A 16,818-nucleotide genomic window follows, 5' to 3' on the forward strand; every position below is an offset into this window, starting at 1 on the left:
TTCGGTCCTGATTAGTATTAAACAACCCGCATATTCATTGTTAAGGTGAGGTGGCAATCAAGAGGAAAAATCAATGAACTTTACAGGAAAGACTGCAATTGTAACGGGCGCTGGCCGAGGCCTGGGTTTCATCTATGCACGGGAATTGGCAAGGTTGGGCGCGAATGTCGTGATCAGTGATATCGGGGCGGACAACATCGGCGATGGTGCGGATACATCCATTGCCCTCGATGCCGCACGAACGCTCCAGTCCGAGGGGTATAGCGTCGTCGGTCATCACGGCGATCTGGCCAGCGAGCAGGGTTGCCGGCAATTGATCGAGACGGCCATCGAGGCGTATGGGCAACTTGATATCGTGATTCACAACGCCGGTTGGGTCGGTTATCAATCGATTGAAGAGGCGGAGTCGTCATTCATTGAACGCGCGCTCGATATCAATATCTTTACGCCCATCTGGTTGTGTAAGCATGCCTGGAAATACCTCAGGCAATCTGCTGTTGCGCGCGTGGTACTGACCTCTTCGGATCGGGCGATGTATCAGCAATATGCTCAGCCGGGCCTTGTGGCTTATGCAGCAGGCAAAATGGCGCAACTGGGCATCATGAATGCGCTGAGCATGGAAGGCGCGACAGATGGCATTCTGGTCAACGCGGTATCGCCGGTCGCCAAAACCAGAATGTGGGGTGTGACCGAGGAACCGGACAACCTGAAGCCTCAGTGGGTGGCTCCCGGTGTGATCTTTCTGGCCTCGGAACTGTGTCAGGACACCGGCTACATTCTGCGGGCCAGCAATGGCCAATTCACCGCTACACGGTTTGCCGAGAATAAGGGCGTCGACTATCCCGTCGACCTGGCTCGGGTCAAGGCATCCAGCGCCGAGCAGATTGCTCAATTGTGGGACCACATCAAGGAGTGTTGATATGCCTGCTCAGGAAGCGCTGCGTCTTTTTTCACCGTGTCAGTCTGATCTGGGTGAAAGCCCGGTCTGGGACGAAGCCTGTAATTCCCTATTGTTCGTGGACATCTCAGGTGGGCAGATAAACGTCCTGGACGAACAGGCCAACCTTACGCGGCTTTACGAGTCCCCATCAAGGATCGGCGCGTTGGCATTGACCAATGCCGGTAACCTGATTTTTACCCGGAATGCCAGCGTCGCCATTCTGAATCGCTCCAGCCTTCAGGTGAGCAACAACTCGAAATTGGCCATCACGCCCTCGTCCTATCGTTTCAATGACGGCGCTTGCGACCCTCAAGGACGCTTCATCACCGGTTTGATGGACGAAGCTCACAGCAAAAACACCGGCAAACTGTATCGATATGATGCAGGGCTGAACGCCTCGGTAGTGCTGGACAATATCGGCCTGCCAAACGGCCTGGTGTGGTCAATCGACGGCAGTGAACTGTTTTTTGTCGACTCGGTGGCCCGCACGATTTATCGCGCCCGCTATCCGGCTACCGGCAACTACCTGGAGCAGGTGTCGGTGTTTGCCCATACACCGCCAGACCTCGGCCGCCCGGATGGGTTGGCAATGGACACGGAAGGGGGCATCTGGGTGTGCCAGTTCAATGGCGGCTGCCTGCTCAGGTACGATCGCCACGGTGAGCTGACCCGGACGATTGAGATGCCGGTCCCGCGCCCCACCAGTTGCTGCTTCGGCGGGGCCGACATGCGCACATTGTTCATCACCAGTGCCAAATTCGGCATGTCGCCCGCCGAGCAGGCCGACTTCCCCGCAGCCGGGAATATCTACAGCATCCGACTGCCGATCCCTGGCGTGCCCCGGCACCGGTTCAAGGAGCTTTGAGGCGTTTACGGCTCTTTTGCGTTGGCGGTTGGTCCGAGGCTCCGCCGGCTAACGGGCAGGAGCAGTCTATCGGTTCCGTTTTAAAGGGGCTTCTGCGTTAGCCAAGCTCCCCAGAACAGACTGCTGAAGAAACGAGTAGCGTCTCCGAATCCAGAGTCATGCATCAATTGTTGAACTGCTGCCTCGGAATGTGGCGGGTCAGCTCCCTGGAGAATTTTTCCTAGTTTGGTCTTCACTTCATCCGGGCTGGCGCCATGTTGTCGCCACCTTTGCCCCCAAGCGGCCAGCAATAACGGTTGGCTGGCATAAGCATATTGATTGCCAGCCACAATCAGCGGCGCGCCCGGTTTTAGATGAGCCCGAATCGATCGTAAAATTTTTCGCTTCGCAACCTCCCCATCGAGATGATGGAGCACACCGATCAAGGTCGCTGTGTCGTATGACTCGTCCGCTGTCAGGTCTTCAACATGCCCAAGATGCAGGCTTGTTCTTTCGAGCAAATTGTTTGCCCCCAGCTGCTGCGCCGCAACCTCCAGCATCGGCTCGGATGGATCAACGGCAGTGAAGCGCCATGTTGGCTCCAACATTGCCATCGCAATAATTTCCTGAGCCGTACCGCCAGCGCCAACGACTAGCACTTTTGCAGAACGTGCATTGCCGAGGCTTGCCGACAGCATGCATGCAGCAAGATCATGGCAGGCGTCATACCCAGCTAATGCGATACGGCTCTGTCGTCCGTACTCATTGGCCCGTGAGGTATCAAATTTTTCAGCTGCGTTTAGATGGGATGATTTCAAGGCGCTTCTCCGTGTCCTTGAATTAAGTTACGCCAGAGAGTTTCATAATAAAAATTCATTAGTTTTATGGTATGCATTCCTCAGGGGAATGCTTGCCTCGCCTTCGCGATAGACAGTTATGGGGCGAAAGATGACCTCTATCAGGAGAGCGCTGGATTACAGCTTGAAACGCTGGACGGCGCTATCGCACTCTCGATGACGGGGCCGTACACATTGGCAATAATTGGGCGCAGAACCAGATCAGGCCTTGGGCGCCAGGGCGAAAGAACTGGCTCTTTGCAGGCTCGGAGCGTAGCGGCAAGCGGGCGGCGGCGATCATGAGTTTAATCCCGTCTGCGTGGCTCAACGGGCATGACCCGTACACTTATTTGAAGGGCGCTCTCACGCGCCTGCCGACACAGCGGGCTAGTGAGCTCACGGAGCTTTTGCCACATAAGTGGATGCCCGTTTAATGACGCTGGGGTGATGGGCAGATACTCACAAAAAGCCTCCACGAAAAGCGATGCCTCCCTCCAGTTTTCACTGGAGGGAGGCATCGCATCGCATCGCACTTACTGAATGCAGCGACCTTGTTGTTTTACTCGCTCGTCAGAGGCCGATAAGCGCTTTGGCGACATGGCCCGCGATACTAGGGTTCTCATTCAGTCTGCGCGTGCTGTAACCGTACCAGTCCATCCCAAAAGGTACGTAAATGCGCACGCTGAATCCCATTTTCAACACCTTGTCACGCAAGGGTTCGCAAACACCTAGCAGCATCTGGAATTCAAACTGGGTGCTATCGATACCGTTGTCTCGGGCCAGCGCAACAACTTGCTCGATCAATGCAGCGTCATGCGTGGCCACACCGACAAAGCTGCCGGTGTTAAAGCAGCGCATAACGTGATTCAAAAAATGAGTATTGATGGCGGTACGGTCACTCCATGAGCCGTTTACAAGGTGCGATCGTTCCTCCACATAGATACCCTTGCAGATGCGAAACGTGTTTGTTTCACGTGTGAGCGCCTCAATATCCTGATAAGTACGCTTCAAATAAGCCTGCAATGCCAGCTCTACATTGTCATGGCCTATTCTCAACTGGCGGAACAGATCGATTTCCTTTTGGGTGCAGTTAACATCTTCCATATCTATGCAAACAGAGTTTTGATGACCCTCTGCGGCTTCAAGAATGCGCTCTGCGAGACGTGCGCATTGCTGCATGTCGAGGAGTAATCCAAGCGAGGATGGCTTGATCGAAATATTGGCTTTTAATCCGTTGGCTTGAATCGCCTCAAGCAAATCAATGTAATCGATCGCCGTATTCTCAGCCTGTTGTGGAGTCGAAACAGTCTCGCCCAACACGTCGAGGGTCACACAAAAACCTTGTTCATTTAGCTGTTGAACTCGCGCAAGGGCTTCGCCTAGCGTGGCACCAGCAATGTAGCGGCGGGAGATTTTTTGGATAATTGCGCGAGGAATAAAAGGGATGGCACGAGCCATCAAAGCGTTAAAAATTTGCATATCAATACCTGAGACGAAAAACAGCCAACTTCCATTTCTTCGAGCCAAAGCGTCGAAAAACCACGGACGAAGCAAAGCCACCACTCCGTTGGGGAGCAGCATGAAGCAGAGTCACAACCGTATGTGTCAGCACATAGCGGCAGCGTCTACTGCGAACTTCAGTTCATCGATGGGGGCCAGGCGGCGGCGTGCATGCTTTCTTCTCTAGGTGTTTGCTAACGTCAAATGTTGTTGCCCCAGTATTGCCCAAGCTATTTGTAGAGCTTGAAGGGTGCTGAACGTTGATCCATACCACAAAAAAAAGCAAGGCGTGCTGAGCGTACGCTTACTTTCAAATGGGTATTTCATGCAGCCAACACGCCGCTCCTGTTCCCAGTCCTTCAAGGCCCTGGTCATTCAAGAGTGCGCCCAGCCCGGCGCTTCGATTGCCAGCATCGCGCTCAGCCTCAACGCAAACCTCGTCCACAAATGGATTCGGTTTCACGCGCAGAAAAGCACGGCGCTGACACCTGCATTCATCCCCAAGTTCTTCGAGTTGCACGCAACGAACAAGAACCAGATCCGACCATGGGCCCTTGGACGCAAGAACTGGCTCTTCGCCGGATCGCTACACAGCGGTAAACGGGCGGCGGTGATCATGAGCTTGATCCAGTTGGCGCGGCTCAACGGGCATGACCCGTACGCTATCTAAAGGATGTTCTCACGCGACTGCCTACGCAGCGCGCGAGTGATATCAGCCAGCTACTGCGGCATCGGAGGAAACCCCGCTAACTGACGCAAGGTGAGCTGGACAGACGCTATCAAGGGGCGGGCGACTCTTGACCCATAGCCCAAACTGTTTCATTACCTCAACAACAGGCTCTAACCGCCGTCCGTCAACGGTGAGTTCGTATTCAACCGTGACGGGCACGGTGGGAAATACTGTACGTTTTACGAGTCCAGCTTCCTCAAGGGCGCGTAAATCAATGGTCAGCATTCGTTGCGAAATAGCGGGAATGTCCCGCCTAAGCGCATTAAAACGCTTTGGCCCATCGAGCAGGTAGGATGCAAGAAGCAGGCGCCAACGGCCACCTAGCAAACGCATCGCTTCTTCGACCGAGCAGCCTGAGATGTTGTCTTTCATGGTCAGAGTCCTGCATTGGTTTAGGTATACTTTTTGTACCTATACTACAAAATAGTGCCTTCTTCCTATTTTATACCGGATATCTAGAATGAGCTGAAGCCGTCTCTCAATTGGAATTGACAGCGCTTACTCATGCTCTGGAGTCTGCAAATGAAGCTGTACTACATCCCCGCGTCTTGCTCCCTCTCGCCACATATCGTCCTGAATGAGCTTGGTCTAGATGCCACACTGATTAAAGTCGATCACAAGAAGCACCTCACCGAATTGGGCGCCAATTACTTTGAGGTCAACAACTTTGGCTACGTACCTGCAATCGAGCTGGACGACGGCACTCTCCTGCGTGAAGGGCCAGTAATCGTGCAGTATTTGGGTGACCTGAAGCCGGAGCTTGGACTTGTTCCCACTCATGGCACCCTTGATCGATATCGACTTCAAGAATGGTTGAGCTTCCTGACGTCTGAAATACACAAGGGGTACATTCCCTTGCTGTACTCAACACTCGCGGGTAAGTACGTAGACACTGCCAAGCCAAAGTTGGAGAAGCGTTTCGCCTGGATTGACGAACAATTGACTACCCGACCATATCTCATGGGTGACTCCTTCACTGTGGCTGACGCCTATCTGTTCGCATTAATAGGCTGGGGTCAGGCCGACTGGTTGACCAGCTATTACAAGGCCGACATACACTTCGACGATTTGCATTACCTTCGTGCATGGTATGAACGGGTTAAAGTTCGTCCCTCGGTTCAGAAAGCGCTGCGAGAAGAGGGTCTTGTGTGACGGCAGATGCGTGCTGATTGAGAGGGTTATCGGCAATGGAAGGGCTAACGTCCGCTCGTAGTTGATAGCTGCCATGAACGTGACAAAGATTCTCTTCAAACAATCCCAACTGCTGACACAGCACAACAAGCTGTCGACAGACGCCTCGGATGGCTTTGCTGTTGTCTTTTCGCAAGTTGGCGATGGTCTTGAAGTCGGGCATCAAACGTCCGGTCAGCCACATCAGCTCGACGTTGCGTTGGGCTTCTCGTTCCAGGCGCCGGCTCGACTGAAGGCGGTTCAGATAACCGTAGATACAGATCTTCAGCAGAGTAGCGGGGTGGTAAGCCAGGCTAAACGTGGCGTTCCAGCGCGGTGGGCAACGTCATGGGGCTCGGTTTACAGTGAGGCGTCTCGGGGCCGGAGACGCCATGCAGTGTCCAGATTGCCAGAGTCTTTCAGAGGCGGTACAGACTGCCTAAGTCAGCGCCATCCATCGGCGTGCAGCCCGTCATCGGCAAACCCTGTGACCATCCTGCCGCCAAGGCCTGCACGTCACGCAAGGGATCGGACGCCTTGGCGCGTTCATTGCGAATGCGGCAGGTTTCAGGATCAGTGGCAAACAGACCGCGAGCGAAGACTCGACCCTGCTCGGCCAGCTTGGCGGTCTTCAGCCCGCGGATCTCCGCGAAGCGCTGCAAGGCTTCATCAAGGCCGTCCGTTCCTTCCAGGCACCTGGCAAGATGCCAAGCGTCTTCCAGCGCCTGACAAGCGCCCTGGCCCGATGTCGGTAACGGCGCGTGCGCCGCATCTCCCACTAGCAGCACATTGGCTCGGCTCCATGTGTGCAGCGGCTCCAAGTCGTGTACGGCAATCATTCGGATGGCGTGCGCCGGCGTCGCCTGGATGATACGGGCGATAGGCTCTGGCCATCCCGCGAACAGATCCTCGATCTCCTTGCGCATATCGGCTGCGGGCGTCGCCCCTGACAATGGCCGCGCCTGCGCCGCTGCCCAGTAGACCAACTCCGGCCGGACCGCCACGCAACCGAAGCGATTGCCCGAACCCCAATAATCCTGAATCGCCATATCGCTCACCAACGCACGCTCTCCTTGTGCCACCCCGATCCAGTTCACAAATCCCTGATAAACCGGCGTGTTATCCCCCGCAACGAACTCGCGTGCCACTGACCCCATACGGCCATCGGCGCCGATAAGCAGATCTGGACGGATACTCACCCCGTTCTCGAAGCGCGCTACCGCTTTGCCATTAGCCTCCAGATCGATCCCCACCGCCCGATGCCCGAACTCCACCGGGATTCCGGCCTGTGCCGCATGATTCAGCAGCACTGCCTGCAAGTCCCTTCGCAAAATGGTATGAGTCGGATATCCCATTGTCTGGTCCAGCAGCGCGATATCGATGCCCCCCAACGAATTGCCCGCAGCGTCCTGGCGGCGCACTACCACTGGCCGGCCACCCGCTGCCGCGATGTCCTGGAGGAGGCCCAGCTCCTCCAGCACAAAGCCAGCGTTGGGCCAGAGCGTCACGCCAGCCCCCATAGTTGCTGGCCCGGCCCGGCGCTCATATACCCGGGGGCTGTGTCCCCGTTTGCGCAAGGCAAGCGCCGCGCTCAACCCCGCAATTCCGCCGCCAAGTATTCCGATTTCCACGCTGGATCTCCTATTCAATCCGTCCCGACGCGTCATCGGCGACAACCCATCGGACGAGACGGCATCTTAGATTCCGTCAATGTGGAGAACTATTATGTAAAAATGGGCGACTTTAATACCTTGATCGGGACAATCATGCGCAATGCCCTCGACCTGAACACCGTCCGTGTATACGTGGCGGTCGTCGATGCACAAAGCTTTGCCGGTGCGGCGCGCCTACTGTCCCTGCCATCCTCTAACGTCAGCCGCCACGTCGCCTCGCTTGAACGCAGATTGGGCGTCCGCTTGCTGGAGCGCAGTACTCGTCACCTGCGCATGACTGAAGCCGGCAGACTTCTCTACGAACGTACCAAACCTTTGCTCGACTCCTTGCTCTCCACTGAGGAAGAGCTTGGTGCGGTGCAGCGTGAACTGCGGGGGCCCTTAAGGATGTGCATGCCAGGCGAAGCGCCAAGGCTACTAGCCCCTATCCTGGCCGAATTCTGTAGCCTCCATCCCGGCGTCGAACTGGAGTGCGACACGCGCCTGACCGGTATAGAAGCGCTACGGGAAGACGTGGACCTCTCCATTGTCTTCCATCGTGGTCGCCAGGATGACAGCACCATCATCACCCGCGAACTCGCTACGCTACCCAGCATTGTGGTTGCGGCGCCCGCTCTGTTAGCCAAAACGGGAACTCCGCGCCAAGTGCGCGAGCTTCAGTCCTTGCCGTGCATTACTACTCTGAGCGCATTGAAGGGCCAGCCCTGGATGTTTCTCGACGCCACAGGTGAAATCGTGAAGGTATCTGTGCGTAGTCGCTATCGTGTCAACAGCGGAGAACTTGCGTTGGCAGGCGCGCGGCAAGGCATCGGTTTCGCGATAGTAGCAGCCCATCCATGCCAGGAAGATCTTGCCGCGGGCCGATTGCGGGAAGTGTCGCTGGACTTGCGCCCAGCGCCGCTGCAATTGCTTGGCGCGTACAGCCACCGGCATTCCGTGACGGCGCGGGTTCGGGCATTGCTGGAATTTATACAGCTGCGGTTGGAACGAGTTGGGAGCGGTGCAACAGGCCCAGCTACGCAGCGAGAACTGCCTTTTCCCTAGCCGGCTGCATACCTCAGACCATCTATCCACTCGCTAGCCGACCCATAGCGGGCAGTTGCATTGATTGACGAATGAAGAGTTGTGTTTTGTTGCCCAAGAATGACCGCAACAGCACCTATTCAGAAAAAATCAAATACAAATGCGTATCAGTACATATGGTTTGGATATAACATACGCCGCGTTAAATTGGCACGTATGCCGTCCTATATGGCTATATCACAAGGTTCCCTCGATGCGTCGTACTCTGGTTTCCATCTGTGTGCTTCAGGCGTTTTCCGCTTCCTCTTGGGCAGAGCAACCTGCAGCCGATAAACCCAGCCTGGAGTTGCAGGCCACTGAAGTCGTCGGCACACCAGACTTTGAAACCGCGCTGGGGCCAGTGGACGGCTATCGCGCAAGCCGTTCGGCGAGCGCCACGCGTACCGACACTTCGATCCATGAGACGCCGCAGTCCATCAGCGTGGTGAGCAAAGATGTTGTAGAGGACATCAGTGCCACGCGATTGCAGGATGCGCTGGATTATGCAGGCGGAGTGGGGCGTGCCAACAACTTTGGTGGCCAGGGCCTAACCACGTTTACGGTGCGCGGGTTTACGACCGGTGAGTTTTATCGCAACGGTTTCCCGATCAACCGTGGCTACCCAAACATGCCGGATGCGAACACTATCGAGCGACTCGAAGTGCTCCGGGGGCCGGCGACCATGCTCTATGGCCGTGGAGATCCGGGCGGTACGTTCAACGTCATTTCCAAACAGCCGCTGGCGGTGCCAACGGTCACCCTGGGTAGCCAACTCGATGACCAGGGAATGAAACGTGGCACGCTGGATGCGTCCGGCCCGCTCGACGAAGAAGGGCGTCTGGCTTATCGCTTGAATGTGGTGGGTGAGGGGGGTGACACCTTTCGTGATCATGTCGAGGGCGAACGATACGGCGTGACGCCGGTCATTTCCTGGCAGGCCACTGACGATACCAAAGTGATTTTTGAAGGCGACTTCATGCGCAATAATCACCCGCTGGATCGCGGTGTGACGCGCTATCCCAATCAAATCGGCACCGCTTCACGCGACACCTTCTTCGGCGAAAAAGACGTTGGCAAATTGCACAACGACAACAACATGGCGCAGCTGCGTTTCGAGCATGTGTTGAGCGATAACTGGACGTTGGGCGGTGGGTTCCAATGGCTCGACGGCACCCTGAAGGGGAATGCCATTGAAGCCAACGGTGTGGCCCCAGACGGACGTACCCTGGGCCGTAACTTCAACTACCGTAAGCTGGAGTGGACGGACAAGGACGCCCAGCTCAACCTAACCGGGCACTTCACCGCAGGCGGCTTTGATCACACGTTGCTGATAGGAATCGAGTACGAAGATTACGACTACAAGTCGATCATCCAGCGCTCCAGCGGGGAAGTGAGTGCCTACCCGATTGATATCTTCAACCCGGTGTATGGTCAACCTCGTCCTGCATTGACCCGAACCCCGACGAACGACAAGGAAAACCTCAAGACCTACGCCACTTTCCTTCAGGATCAGGTGGTCTTGACCGAGCGCTTGAAACTCCTGGCCGGTGCTCGTTTCGAGCGCTTTGATCATGACTATGAAACCTTCGTGCAGGACGGCAAAAGCTGGGAAGCCAGCGGTAATGCCGTGACCCCGCGCGTGGGAGTGACTTATGACCTCACCGACACCGTGGCCATCTATGCCGACGCGGCTCGCTCGTTCAAACCCAATACCGGTGCCAGTCGCCAGGGCGGTGGTTTTGATCCGGAAAAGGGCAAGTCGTATGAACTTGGTATCAAATGGGAAGCGCTGGACGATCAGTTGAGTGTCGACGCTGCGATCTATCAGATCGAAAAGAGCAACGTGCTCACCACCGATCCTGTGGTCTCGACCTTCAGCGTGGCAGCGGGCGAGGTGCGCAGCCGTGGTTTCGACCTGAACGTTGCCGGCAACCTGACCCCGCAATGGCGAGTAATCGGTGGCTATGCGTATGTTAATGCCGAGGTGACCAAGGACAACGTCATCAAGTCCGGTACCCGTCTGGCGAACATTCCGAAAAACAGTTTCAGCCTGCTCAATGTCTATGAGTTCCAGGATGGCGCACTGAAGGGTCTTGGCCTTGGCACCGGCCTGAAGTACGTCGATGAGCGTGCGGGGCAGACGGCCAACACAGCTTTTTCGATGGGCAGCTATACCGTCGTCGATCTGCTGAGCTACTACAAGGTCAACGACCAGATCAGGCTTAATCTGGATGTTAAAAACCTGACTGACGAGGACTATGAGGAGGGTTCGTTCGGCAACGTTTACGCCTATCCGGGGGCGCCGAGAACCGTGCAGGTCGGAATCTCGTACACGTTGTAAATTGATAGGTCATTGCGTCGAGAAAACACCCCTCGGTTTCATTGAGTCTGTTGTGTCCGGGTAATTTCGGTTTGAGCGAAATTGCCCTTCGAAAGGCCGGTTCGATTCCGGCTTCGGCCTCCACATTCGAAAGCCCCGTAGACCTTGTTCTACGGGGCTTTTTATTGAGCGCAGGAAAGTGAAGTGTTCCATTGCTTTGAACATGCTTGCTGACGCTGGCCAGTTCGACAAGATCACCCTGCGTATCAACGGTGGCCAGAGCGGCGCGGCCGATCGGCAGGCGCTGTATGCCAGAGCGCTTAAGGTGTTGGCGTGAAGATCGATGCGGTGGAGTGGGGCGGGGTGCTGCTGATCATCCTGGCCCTGATGGCGGGCAGCGAATGGGCTGCACGGGCGTGGCAGGCTAGCGCCTGCTGCGATTAGCCACACAGATGCGCCATAGTAACGTCCAAGACTGCCAACTCCAGGTCGATGAAATACGCAAGTGGTCCATTATTACACTAACGAATCATCTTCCTTGCGATCCATCTCGGTGACCGAGGTCAATCGGGTTAATTTTTGTGCGAGATACATTCGCAAGTCGTCCATATAAGTGAACACCACCGGAACGAATACCAGACTCAGGACAGTCGACGTGATCAGCCCCCCAATTACAGCAATCGCCATCGGCGCCCGAAAGCCGCTGTCGGCACCACTGCTGAGAACCGCGGGGACCATGCCGGCGGCCATGGCGATTGTCGTCATGATGATAGGGCGGGCACGCTCTGCTCCTGAACGCAGAAGTGAGTCTTTGCGCGAAACGCCTTCGCGGCGCTTTTCATTGGCGAACTCGACCAGAAGAATAGAGTTTTTCGTGACGATGCCCATTAACATCAAGATGCCGATGATCGCGGGAAGGTCGAGTGCTGCGCCATAGAGCAGCAGGCCTAGAATGGCGCCACCGATGGACAGAGGAAGCGCGACCAGGATAGTGATGGGCTGCAGAAAGTCCTTGAATAGCAACACGAGGACGGCATACACCATCAGGATGCCAAAACCCATGGCAACCCCAAACTTGTCGAACATCTCACTCATGTACTCGGCATCGCCATATTCAACACGGTGCACGCTCTCAGGCAGTGTCTGCAGTACAGGCAAGGTATTGATGCCGTCCAGGGCGTCGCCAAGGGTGACGCCAGAGCTCAGGTCCGCATCCACCGACACCCGTCGAAGACGGTCAAAGCGCTCGATACGAGCGGGTCCATCCGCGAAGTCGAGTGTGGCGACGGCGTGAAGAGGAACGCTACTGCCATCGTCGGTTGGAATGTGCAGATTTCGAAGAATTTTCAGATCACTGCGTGAGCGCTCATCCAGTGCAACGCGAATAGGTATCTGGCGATCGGGCAGGTTGAATCGAGCAGAGCTTGCATCAACTTCGCCGAGCGTGGCTATGCGAATCATATTTCCGATACTGGCAGCAGATATGCCCACAAGTGCCGCCTCGTGAAGGCGGGGCAAGATCAACAACTCCGGACGGGCAAGCGGCTCGTTGACTTGAGTATTGACGATGCCTGCGACGCCTCGCATTTGTCGCTTAAGTTCGTTCGCTGTCTCTGACAGCTCTTTGGGATCCGCGCTGAGCAGGATTATGGAAACATCACGTGTATCGCTGCCCCCCTGGAATGTGAATCGTATGTCATCGAACTGATTCAGGTCTTGCTGTAACGAGTGTTCGAACCCTTTTTGATCCAGCTCCCGTTCGCTCGGGGGCTTGAGGCGGACCAGAAGCATGCCCTTCGTGACATCATTCACACCCGCAGCATCCTGTCCTCCAGCTAACGTAAATACGGTAATCACTTCCTTGTGTTGGGCGATCTTGCTGCCGACTTCTCGCAGTTTTTGGTCGGTCTGAGTCAGTGGTACACCCGGTGTCATCTCGACGTTGACTTGTGTAAGGCTCAGATCGCTAACGGGCAGGAAGCCCGTAGGGAGCAAAGGAATCAAAAGAAGCGAGCCCAGAAGGAACGCTACCCCGGCTCCTAGTGCTGCACGGCGATGCTGAAGTGACCATTCCAACAATCTTAGATAGCGTGCCATCAACTTGCCTGGCTGGGCGTGCCTGGCATGAACAACTGACTCCACTCCCGACTTTGGCTGCATCAGATAGGCAGCGAGAAGCGGTGTTGCTAGTCTTGCGACCAGCATAGAGGCCAGCACGGCCACGGAAACCGTAATGCCGAACTGTGTGAAGTAGCGTCCAATGTAGCCGCCAATGAAACTGACCGGAAGAAACACGGCCACAATGGTAGCGGTGATGGCAACGACCGCGAAGCCTATCGCACTGGAAGCATCAATCGCGGCTCGGAACGGACGTTTGCCCATATCCAGATGGCGCTCAATGTTCTCAATTTCGACAATGGCATCATCGACCAGAATACCGATAACCAATGTCAAGGCCAGTAAGGTGATGCTGTTCAGGGTGTAGCCCAGCAACGCCATGGCGGCGAATGTAGGGAGAATCGACAACGGTAGCGCAATGGCCGCGACCAAGGTGGCGCGCCAGTTGCGTAAGAAGAAGAACACCACGATGATCGTCAACCCTGCGCCTTCCAACAGGGTCATCATGGACATTTTGTAGCTTGAGCGGGTGTGGTCTACCGTGGAGGCGAACTGTTGGATCTTGAGATCGCCATAGCTCCGTTGCAGGCCAGCAATGGTGTCTTCAACGCCCTGAGCAACCACGGTATCGCTGGAACCTTTGGTGCGATAAACGGCAAAGCCGACAACTTCCCGGCCACTTAACCGGGCAAGTTCCCGGCTCTCGCTACTGGCGTCGCGCACGGTCGCAAGGTCGCCCAAGGTGGCCCACCGCGCCCCTGGTAGAGAAATTGGACGAGTCGCGAGTGCCTCTACGCTTGCGGCGCTACCCAGCGTTCTAATGGTTTGTTCGCGGCCGTAAAGAATGATGCGTCCGCCAGGTACATCCACATTGCTCTGCACCAATTGTGTGTTGACCTGTTCGGCGCTGATGCCTAGTGCTGCAAGACGATCCGGCTTGAGTTCAATCAGGATTTCACGGTTCACGCCTCCCATGCGCTGTACCCGCTGTACGCCGGGTGTCGTGAGCAATGCTCGGCTGACGGTATCGTCCACGAACCACGAAAGCTCCACGGTACTGCGCTCAGCGGAATCGACTGCGTAATAGAGGATCGCGCCGCCTTCTACATCTACTCGTGAAATGCGTGGTTCCAGTACGGCTGGCGGCAATTCAGCGCGCACCTCGGTGACGGCCTCACGCACGTCACTCGTTGCGCGATCGGGATCGACGCCGAGTTGAAATTCAACCGTGGTCAAAGAGGTGCCGTCGCTCAGCGTTGAACTCATATGCCGGATACCGGCAAGCCCGGCAATGGCATTTTCTACGCGGCGGGTGACAGCATTTTCCAACTCGCTCGACGCGGCTCCCGGCAGGTTGACAGCCACGGTGACGACGGGAAAGTCCACTCGCGGATTCGCGTTGATGGGTAAGTCGATGAATGCGCTTATGCCGACGACAGCCAGTAACAAGAACAGAACCAGCGTGGGAATGGGCTGGCGAATGGCCCAAGATGACATCTGGAAATTCACGGTGTTTCCTCGGTCAGATGTGCATCGGCGTCGGAGGTGGTCACAACATCTCCTTCGCGCACAAAAGCGGACGCATTTGCTACTACCCGCTCGCCCGCTTGCAAGCCCGAGGTGATTTCCAGCAAGGCACCGCTGCGCCGACCGGTTGTCACCATCCTGCGCACGATGATCCCCTTGTCATCGACCTGCATCACGGAGGCAAGATTGGTATCGATGACAGAAACCGCCCGAGCCGGCAATGTCACGTCGAGCTTGCGTCGTTCCAGGCCTAGCGTCGCTTGAGCATAGGTGCCGACGCGAAGCAGTTGAGAGTCGCTCAACGCAATGCGCACGCGGCCGAGCCGGGATCTGGCATCAACCTTTGGGGCGACCAATCGAAGGGTTCCCTTCACGGGGGAAGTAATCCCGGTAATTTGAACGTGAAGCGTTTGTCCTGGTTCAATGTCGATCAGATCGGTTTCCGCCACCTCACCCTCGAATTCGATGAGCCCCTCTCTAATCAACCGGAACAGGGGATCGCCACCGCTCAACGAGCCTGCACGTGCCGTGCGCTCTGCGATAACGCCTGCAAAGGGCGCCTGGATGTCGGCCTTGCTCCGCTGGTGGCGAGCGTCGACCAGTTGCGCGAACGCTTGTTCAACTTCGGCGCGTGCTGCACGAAGGCTAGCCGCTGCAGTGAACGCTTGAGCACGACTCTGATCTACCTGCTGCTCACTGACCGCTCCGCTTCCGCTCAGCAGTTCGATGCGTTTGAAGCTGGCTTCTGACTCAGCTTTGACAGCTTCCTGCTGGGCGACTATTGCACAGGCACGCGCCCACACTGCTTTGGCTTGACGAACTTGCGCGTCCAGGCTTTGAGTTTCCAGCCTCGCCAGCAACTGACCAGCCTGGACACTGTCTCCTTCCTCTACTTTTACCTCTGCCACACGCTGCTCCGGCAAGGAGGAACTGATCGCAATTTCCTCGCGTGCAGCGAGCGTTCCATTCAGGAGCAAAGAGCTATCGAGCATCGCAGGGCCTGCCGTGACTGTGCTGACGCGCAGTGGAGGTATTACCGATGCCGCTGGTTCGTAGGAAGGCCAGAGGAGCCATGCTCCCAAGCTGACCAGCAGCAGGCTGGCACCCGCCCAAAGCCACAAGCGGTGAGAGCGTGACGCACTAGCAAGGGCGAGGTTCGGGTTCATCGGAGTTTTCATTGAGGTAGTCCGAAAAAGCACGTCGCAATGACGGAGAGTAGGGCTTGACGTGCGCACCCGTGCCGCTCCAGCGTTTACTGGAGAAGGGGCGTCAAGCAGGCAGTGAACCTAGAGAAATGGCCTATTCAAGAAATCGTTTGATCATGCGCATCAGCGTTGGCGTATAGGTACTGAACTCGAAGTCCGGATCTAGCACAGAGCGGGTGACTGCACCATCAATGAGGGCTATTAGCCAAGTGGCGGCAAACTTCGGCTCTAGGGTGGCATCGATCTGACCCTGGACGATGCCCCGTTGCAGAAGCGCGACCAGATCGTTTTTGATTGCTGCTTCGCTGGCAGCGAACAGCGTTGCTATTTCAGGGTTGCGCATGGATTCGGCGACCACCTCAACGCCGATCTTGGCGTAGACCGGATCGGCGCACTGCAGCAAGAGACTGTTGACCAAGCGCTCTATCGCCACAATTACATCGGGTTCTGCGGCAAGTTGGGCGAAGCGCTCGCTCATTTCGCGTCGATCTTCCTCCGCTATGGCCTCAATGATTGCCTGCTTACTGGGGAAGTAGTGAAACAGGTTGCCAGGGCTCATACCCGCAGCTGAACAGATCTGGTTGGTCGAAGTGCCGCGAAAGCCTTTCTCGGCGAAGCACACTACAGCTGCCTCGAGGATCTGGTGCAGCTTGGCCTGGTATTTATCAGGATCAACTTTTCTCATGTCATCTCCGCAGGTGCAGGGCTGTATCTTTATTTACTAGATAGACTACTTAGTCTATTATTTGGCAGCTCCCACGCAGAGTCAAGCAATGCAGCAAAAGGATCTTTCTGTGAGCCGACAGGCGACATCCCATATTTGGCAAAGGCTCCATCTATTGCGGCCGCCCAACGCATGGTTGCCCATGGCAATACGCAGCCCTGGCGCGGCG

11 protein-coding genes and 6 pseudogenes are annotated in these 16,818 nt (G+C 56.1%); 9 read left to right on the top strand and 8 right to left on the bottom strand.

Features of this window, described 5'->3' with window-relative positions; genetic code table 11:
* The first annotated feature begins 73 nt into the window (after window positions 1-73).
* Entirely contained in the window at window positions 74-919 is an 846-nt protein-coding gene (locus N7D90_RS09840; RefSeq protein ID WP_261741978.1) for an SDR family NAD(P)-dependent oxidoreductase, read from the top strand.
* Between the two features lies 1 nt (window position 920).
* A complete protein-coding gene (locus tag N7D90_RS09845; protein WP_261741979.1) occupies window positions 921-1,805 on the top strand; it encodes an SMP-30/gluconolactonase/LRE family protein in 885 nt (294 codons plus the stop codon).
* A gap of 80 nt (window positions 1,806-1,885) precedes the next feature.
* On the opposite strand, the gene N7D90_RS09850 is transcribed toward N7D90_RS09845, so the two are convergent.
* Entirely contained in the window at window positions 1,886-2,602 is a 717-nt protein-coding gene (locus N7D90_RS09850; protein WP_261741980.1) for a class I SAM-dependent methyltransferase, read from the bottom strand.
* A 145-nt stretch (window positions 2,603-2,747) separates the two neighbouring features.
* Between N7D90_RS09850 and N7D90_RS09855 the strand changes: the two are divergent.
* Window positions 2,748-3,054 (top strand): annotated as a pseudogene (locus N7D90_RS09855) (transposase); the annotation flags it as partial.
* A 136-nt stretch (window positions 3,055-3,190) separates the two neighbouring features.
* On the opposite strand, the gene N7D90_RS09860 reads toward N7D90_RS09855, so the two are convergent.
* On the bottom strand, window positions 3,191-4,201 hold the full coding sequence (locus N7D90_RS09860; RefSeq protein WP_261741981.1) for a proline dehydrogenase family protein: 1,011 nt from the start codon (window positions 4,199-4,201) through the stop codon (window positions 3,191-3,193).
* Window positions 4,202-4,649: 448 nt separating this feature from the next.
* Between N7D90_RS09860 and N7D90_RS09865 the strand changes: the two are divergent.
* A pseudogene (locus tag N7D90_RS09865) lies at window positions 4,650-4,870 on the top strand (transposase domain-containing protein); the annotation flags it as partial.
* On the opposite strand, the gene N7D90_RS09870 reads toward N7D90_RS09865, so the two are convergent.
* On the bottom strand, window positions 4,833-5,222 hold the full coding sequence (locus N7D90_RS09870; protein WP_261741982.1) for a winged helix-turn-helix transcriptional regulator: 390 nt from the start codon (window positions 5,220-5,222) through the stop codon (window positions 4,833-4,835). The pseudogene N7D90_RS09865 and the gene N7D90_RS09870 sit on opposite strands and share 38 nt — an antisense overlap.
* A gap of 150 nt (window positions 5,223-5,372) precedes the next feature.
* Here N7D90_RS09870 and gstA point away from each other — a divergent pair, with 150 nt between their 5' ends.
* Window positions 5,373-6,002, top strand: coding sequence for a glutathione transferase GstA (gene gstA / locus N7D90_RS09875; protein ID WP_261741983.1), 630 nt, complete (start codon window positions 5,373-5,375; stop codon window positions 6,000-6,002).
* Between the two features lie 67 nt (window positions 6,003-6,069).
* On the opposite strand, the pseudogene N7D90_RS09880 reads toward gstA, so the two are convergent.
* Both N7D90_RS09880 and N7D90_RS09885 read right to left on the bottom strand, forming a co-directional pair.
* Window positions 6,070-6,330: pseudogene (locus tag N7D90_RS09880) on the bottom strand (transposase); the annotation flags it as partial.
* Between the two features lie 109 nt (window positions 6,331-6,439).
* Entirely contained in the window at window positions 6,440-7,687 is a 1,248-nt protein-coding gene (locus N7D90_RS09885) for an FAD-dependent monooxygenase (protein WP_261741984.1), read from the bottom strand.
* Window positions 7,688-7,786: 99 nt separating this feature from the next.
* Between N7D90_RS09885 and N7D90_RS09890 the strand changes: the two are divergent.
* The 4 genes and pseudogenes from N7D90_RS09890 to N7D90_RS09905 all read left to right on the top strand — a co-directional run.
* Window positions 7,787-8,608: pseudogene (locus N7D90_RS09890) on the top strand (LysR family transcriptional regulator); the annotation flags it as partial.
* Window positions 8,609-8,693: 85 nt separating this feature from the next.
* Window positions 8,694-8,771: pseudogene (locus N7D90_RS09895) on the top strand (integrase); the annotation flags it as partial.
* A 198-nt stretch (window positions 8,772-8,969) separates the two neighbouring features.
* Window positions 8,970-11,096 carry a TonB-dependent siderophore receptor gene (locus N7D90_RS09900; RefSeq protein ID WP_261741985.1) on the top strand — a complete coding sequence of 709 codons (2,127 nt, stop codon included), beginning with the start codon at window positions 8,970-8,972 and terminating at the stop codon, window positions 11,094-11,096.
* A 196-nt stretch (window positions 11,097-11,292) separates the two neighbouring features.
* Window positions 11,293-11,412, top strand: a pseudogene (locus tag N7D90_RS09905) (glycoside hydrolase family 19 protein); the annotation flags it as partial.
* A 179-nt stretch (window positions 11,413-11,591) separates the two neighbouring features.
* On the opposite strand, the gene N7D90_RS09910 reads toward N7D90_RS09905, so the two are convergent.
* The 3 genes from N7D90_RS09910 to N7D90_RS09920 form a co-directional block, all read right to left on the bottom strand.
* Window positions 11,592-14,702: an efflux RND transporter permease subunit gene (locus tag N7D90_RS09910; protein WP_261741986.1), complete on the bottom strand. Its 3,111-nt coding sequence runs from the start codon at window positions 14,700-14,702 to the stop codon at window positions 11,592-11,594.
* Complete coding sequence (locus tag N7D90_RS09915; RefSeq protein WP_261741987.1) at window positions 14,699-15,712, bottom strand: efflux RND transporter periplasmic adaptor subunit; 1,014 nt, start codon at window positions 15,710-15,712, stop codon at window positions 14,699-14,701. The genes N7D90_RS09910 and N7D90_RS09915 overlap by 4 nt, the downstream gene beginning before the upstream one ends.
* A 307-nt stretch (window positions 15,713-16,019) precedes the next feature.
* Window positions 16,020-16,610 carry a TetR/AcrR family transcriptional regulator gene (locus tag N7D90_RS09920; protein ID WP_261741988.1) on the bottom strand — a complete coding sequence of 197 codons (591 nt, stop codon included), beginning with the start codon at window positions 16,608-16,610 and terminating at the stop codon, window positions 16,020-16,022.
* Window positions 16,611-16,818: the final 208 nt, after the last annotated feature.

The sequence above is a fragment of the Pseudomonas fragi genome (assembly GCF_025426255.1).
GTDB classification, from domain to species: domain Bacteria; phylum Pseudomonadota; class Gammaproteobacteria; order Pseudomonadales; family Pseudomonadaceae; genus Aquipseudomonas; species Aquipseudomonas kulmbachensis.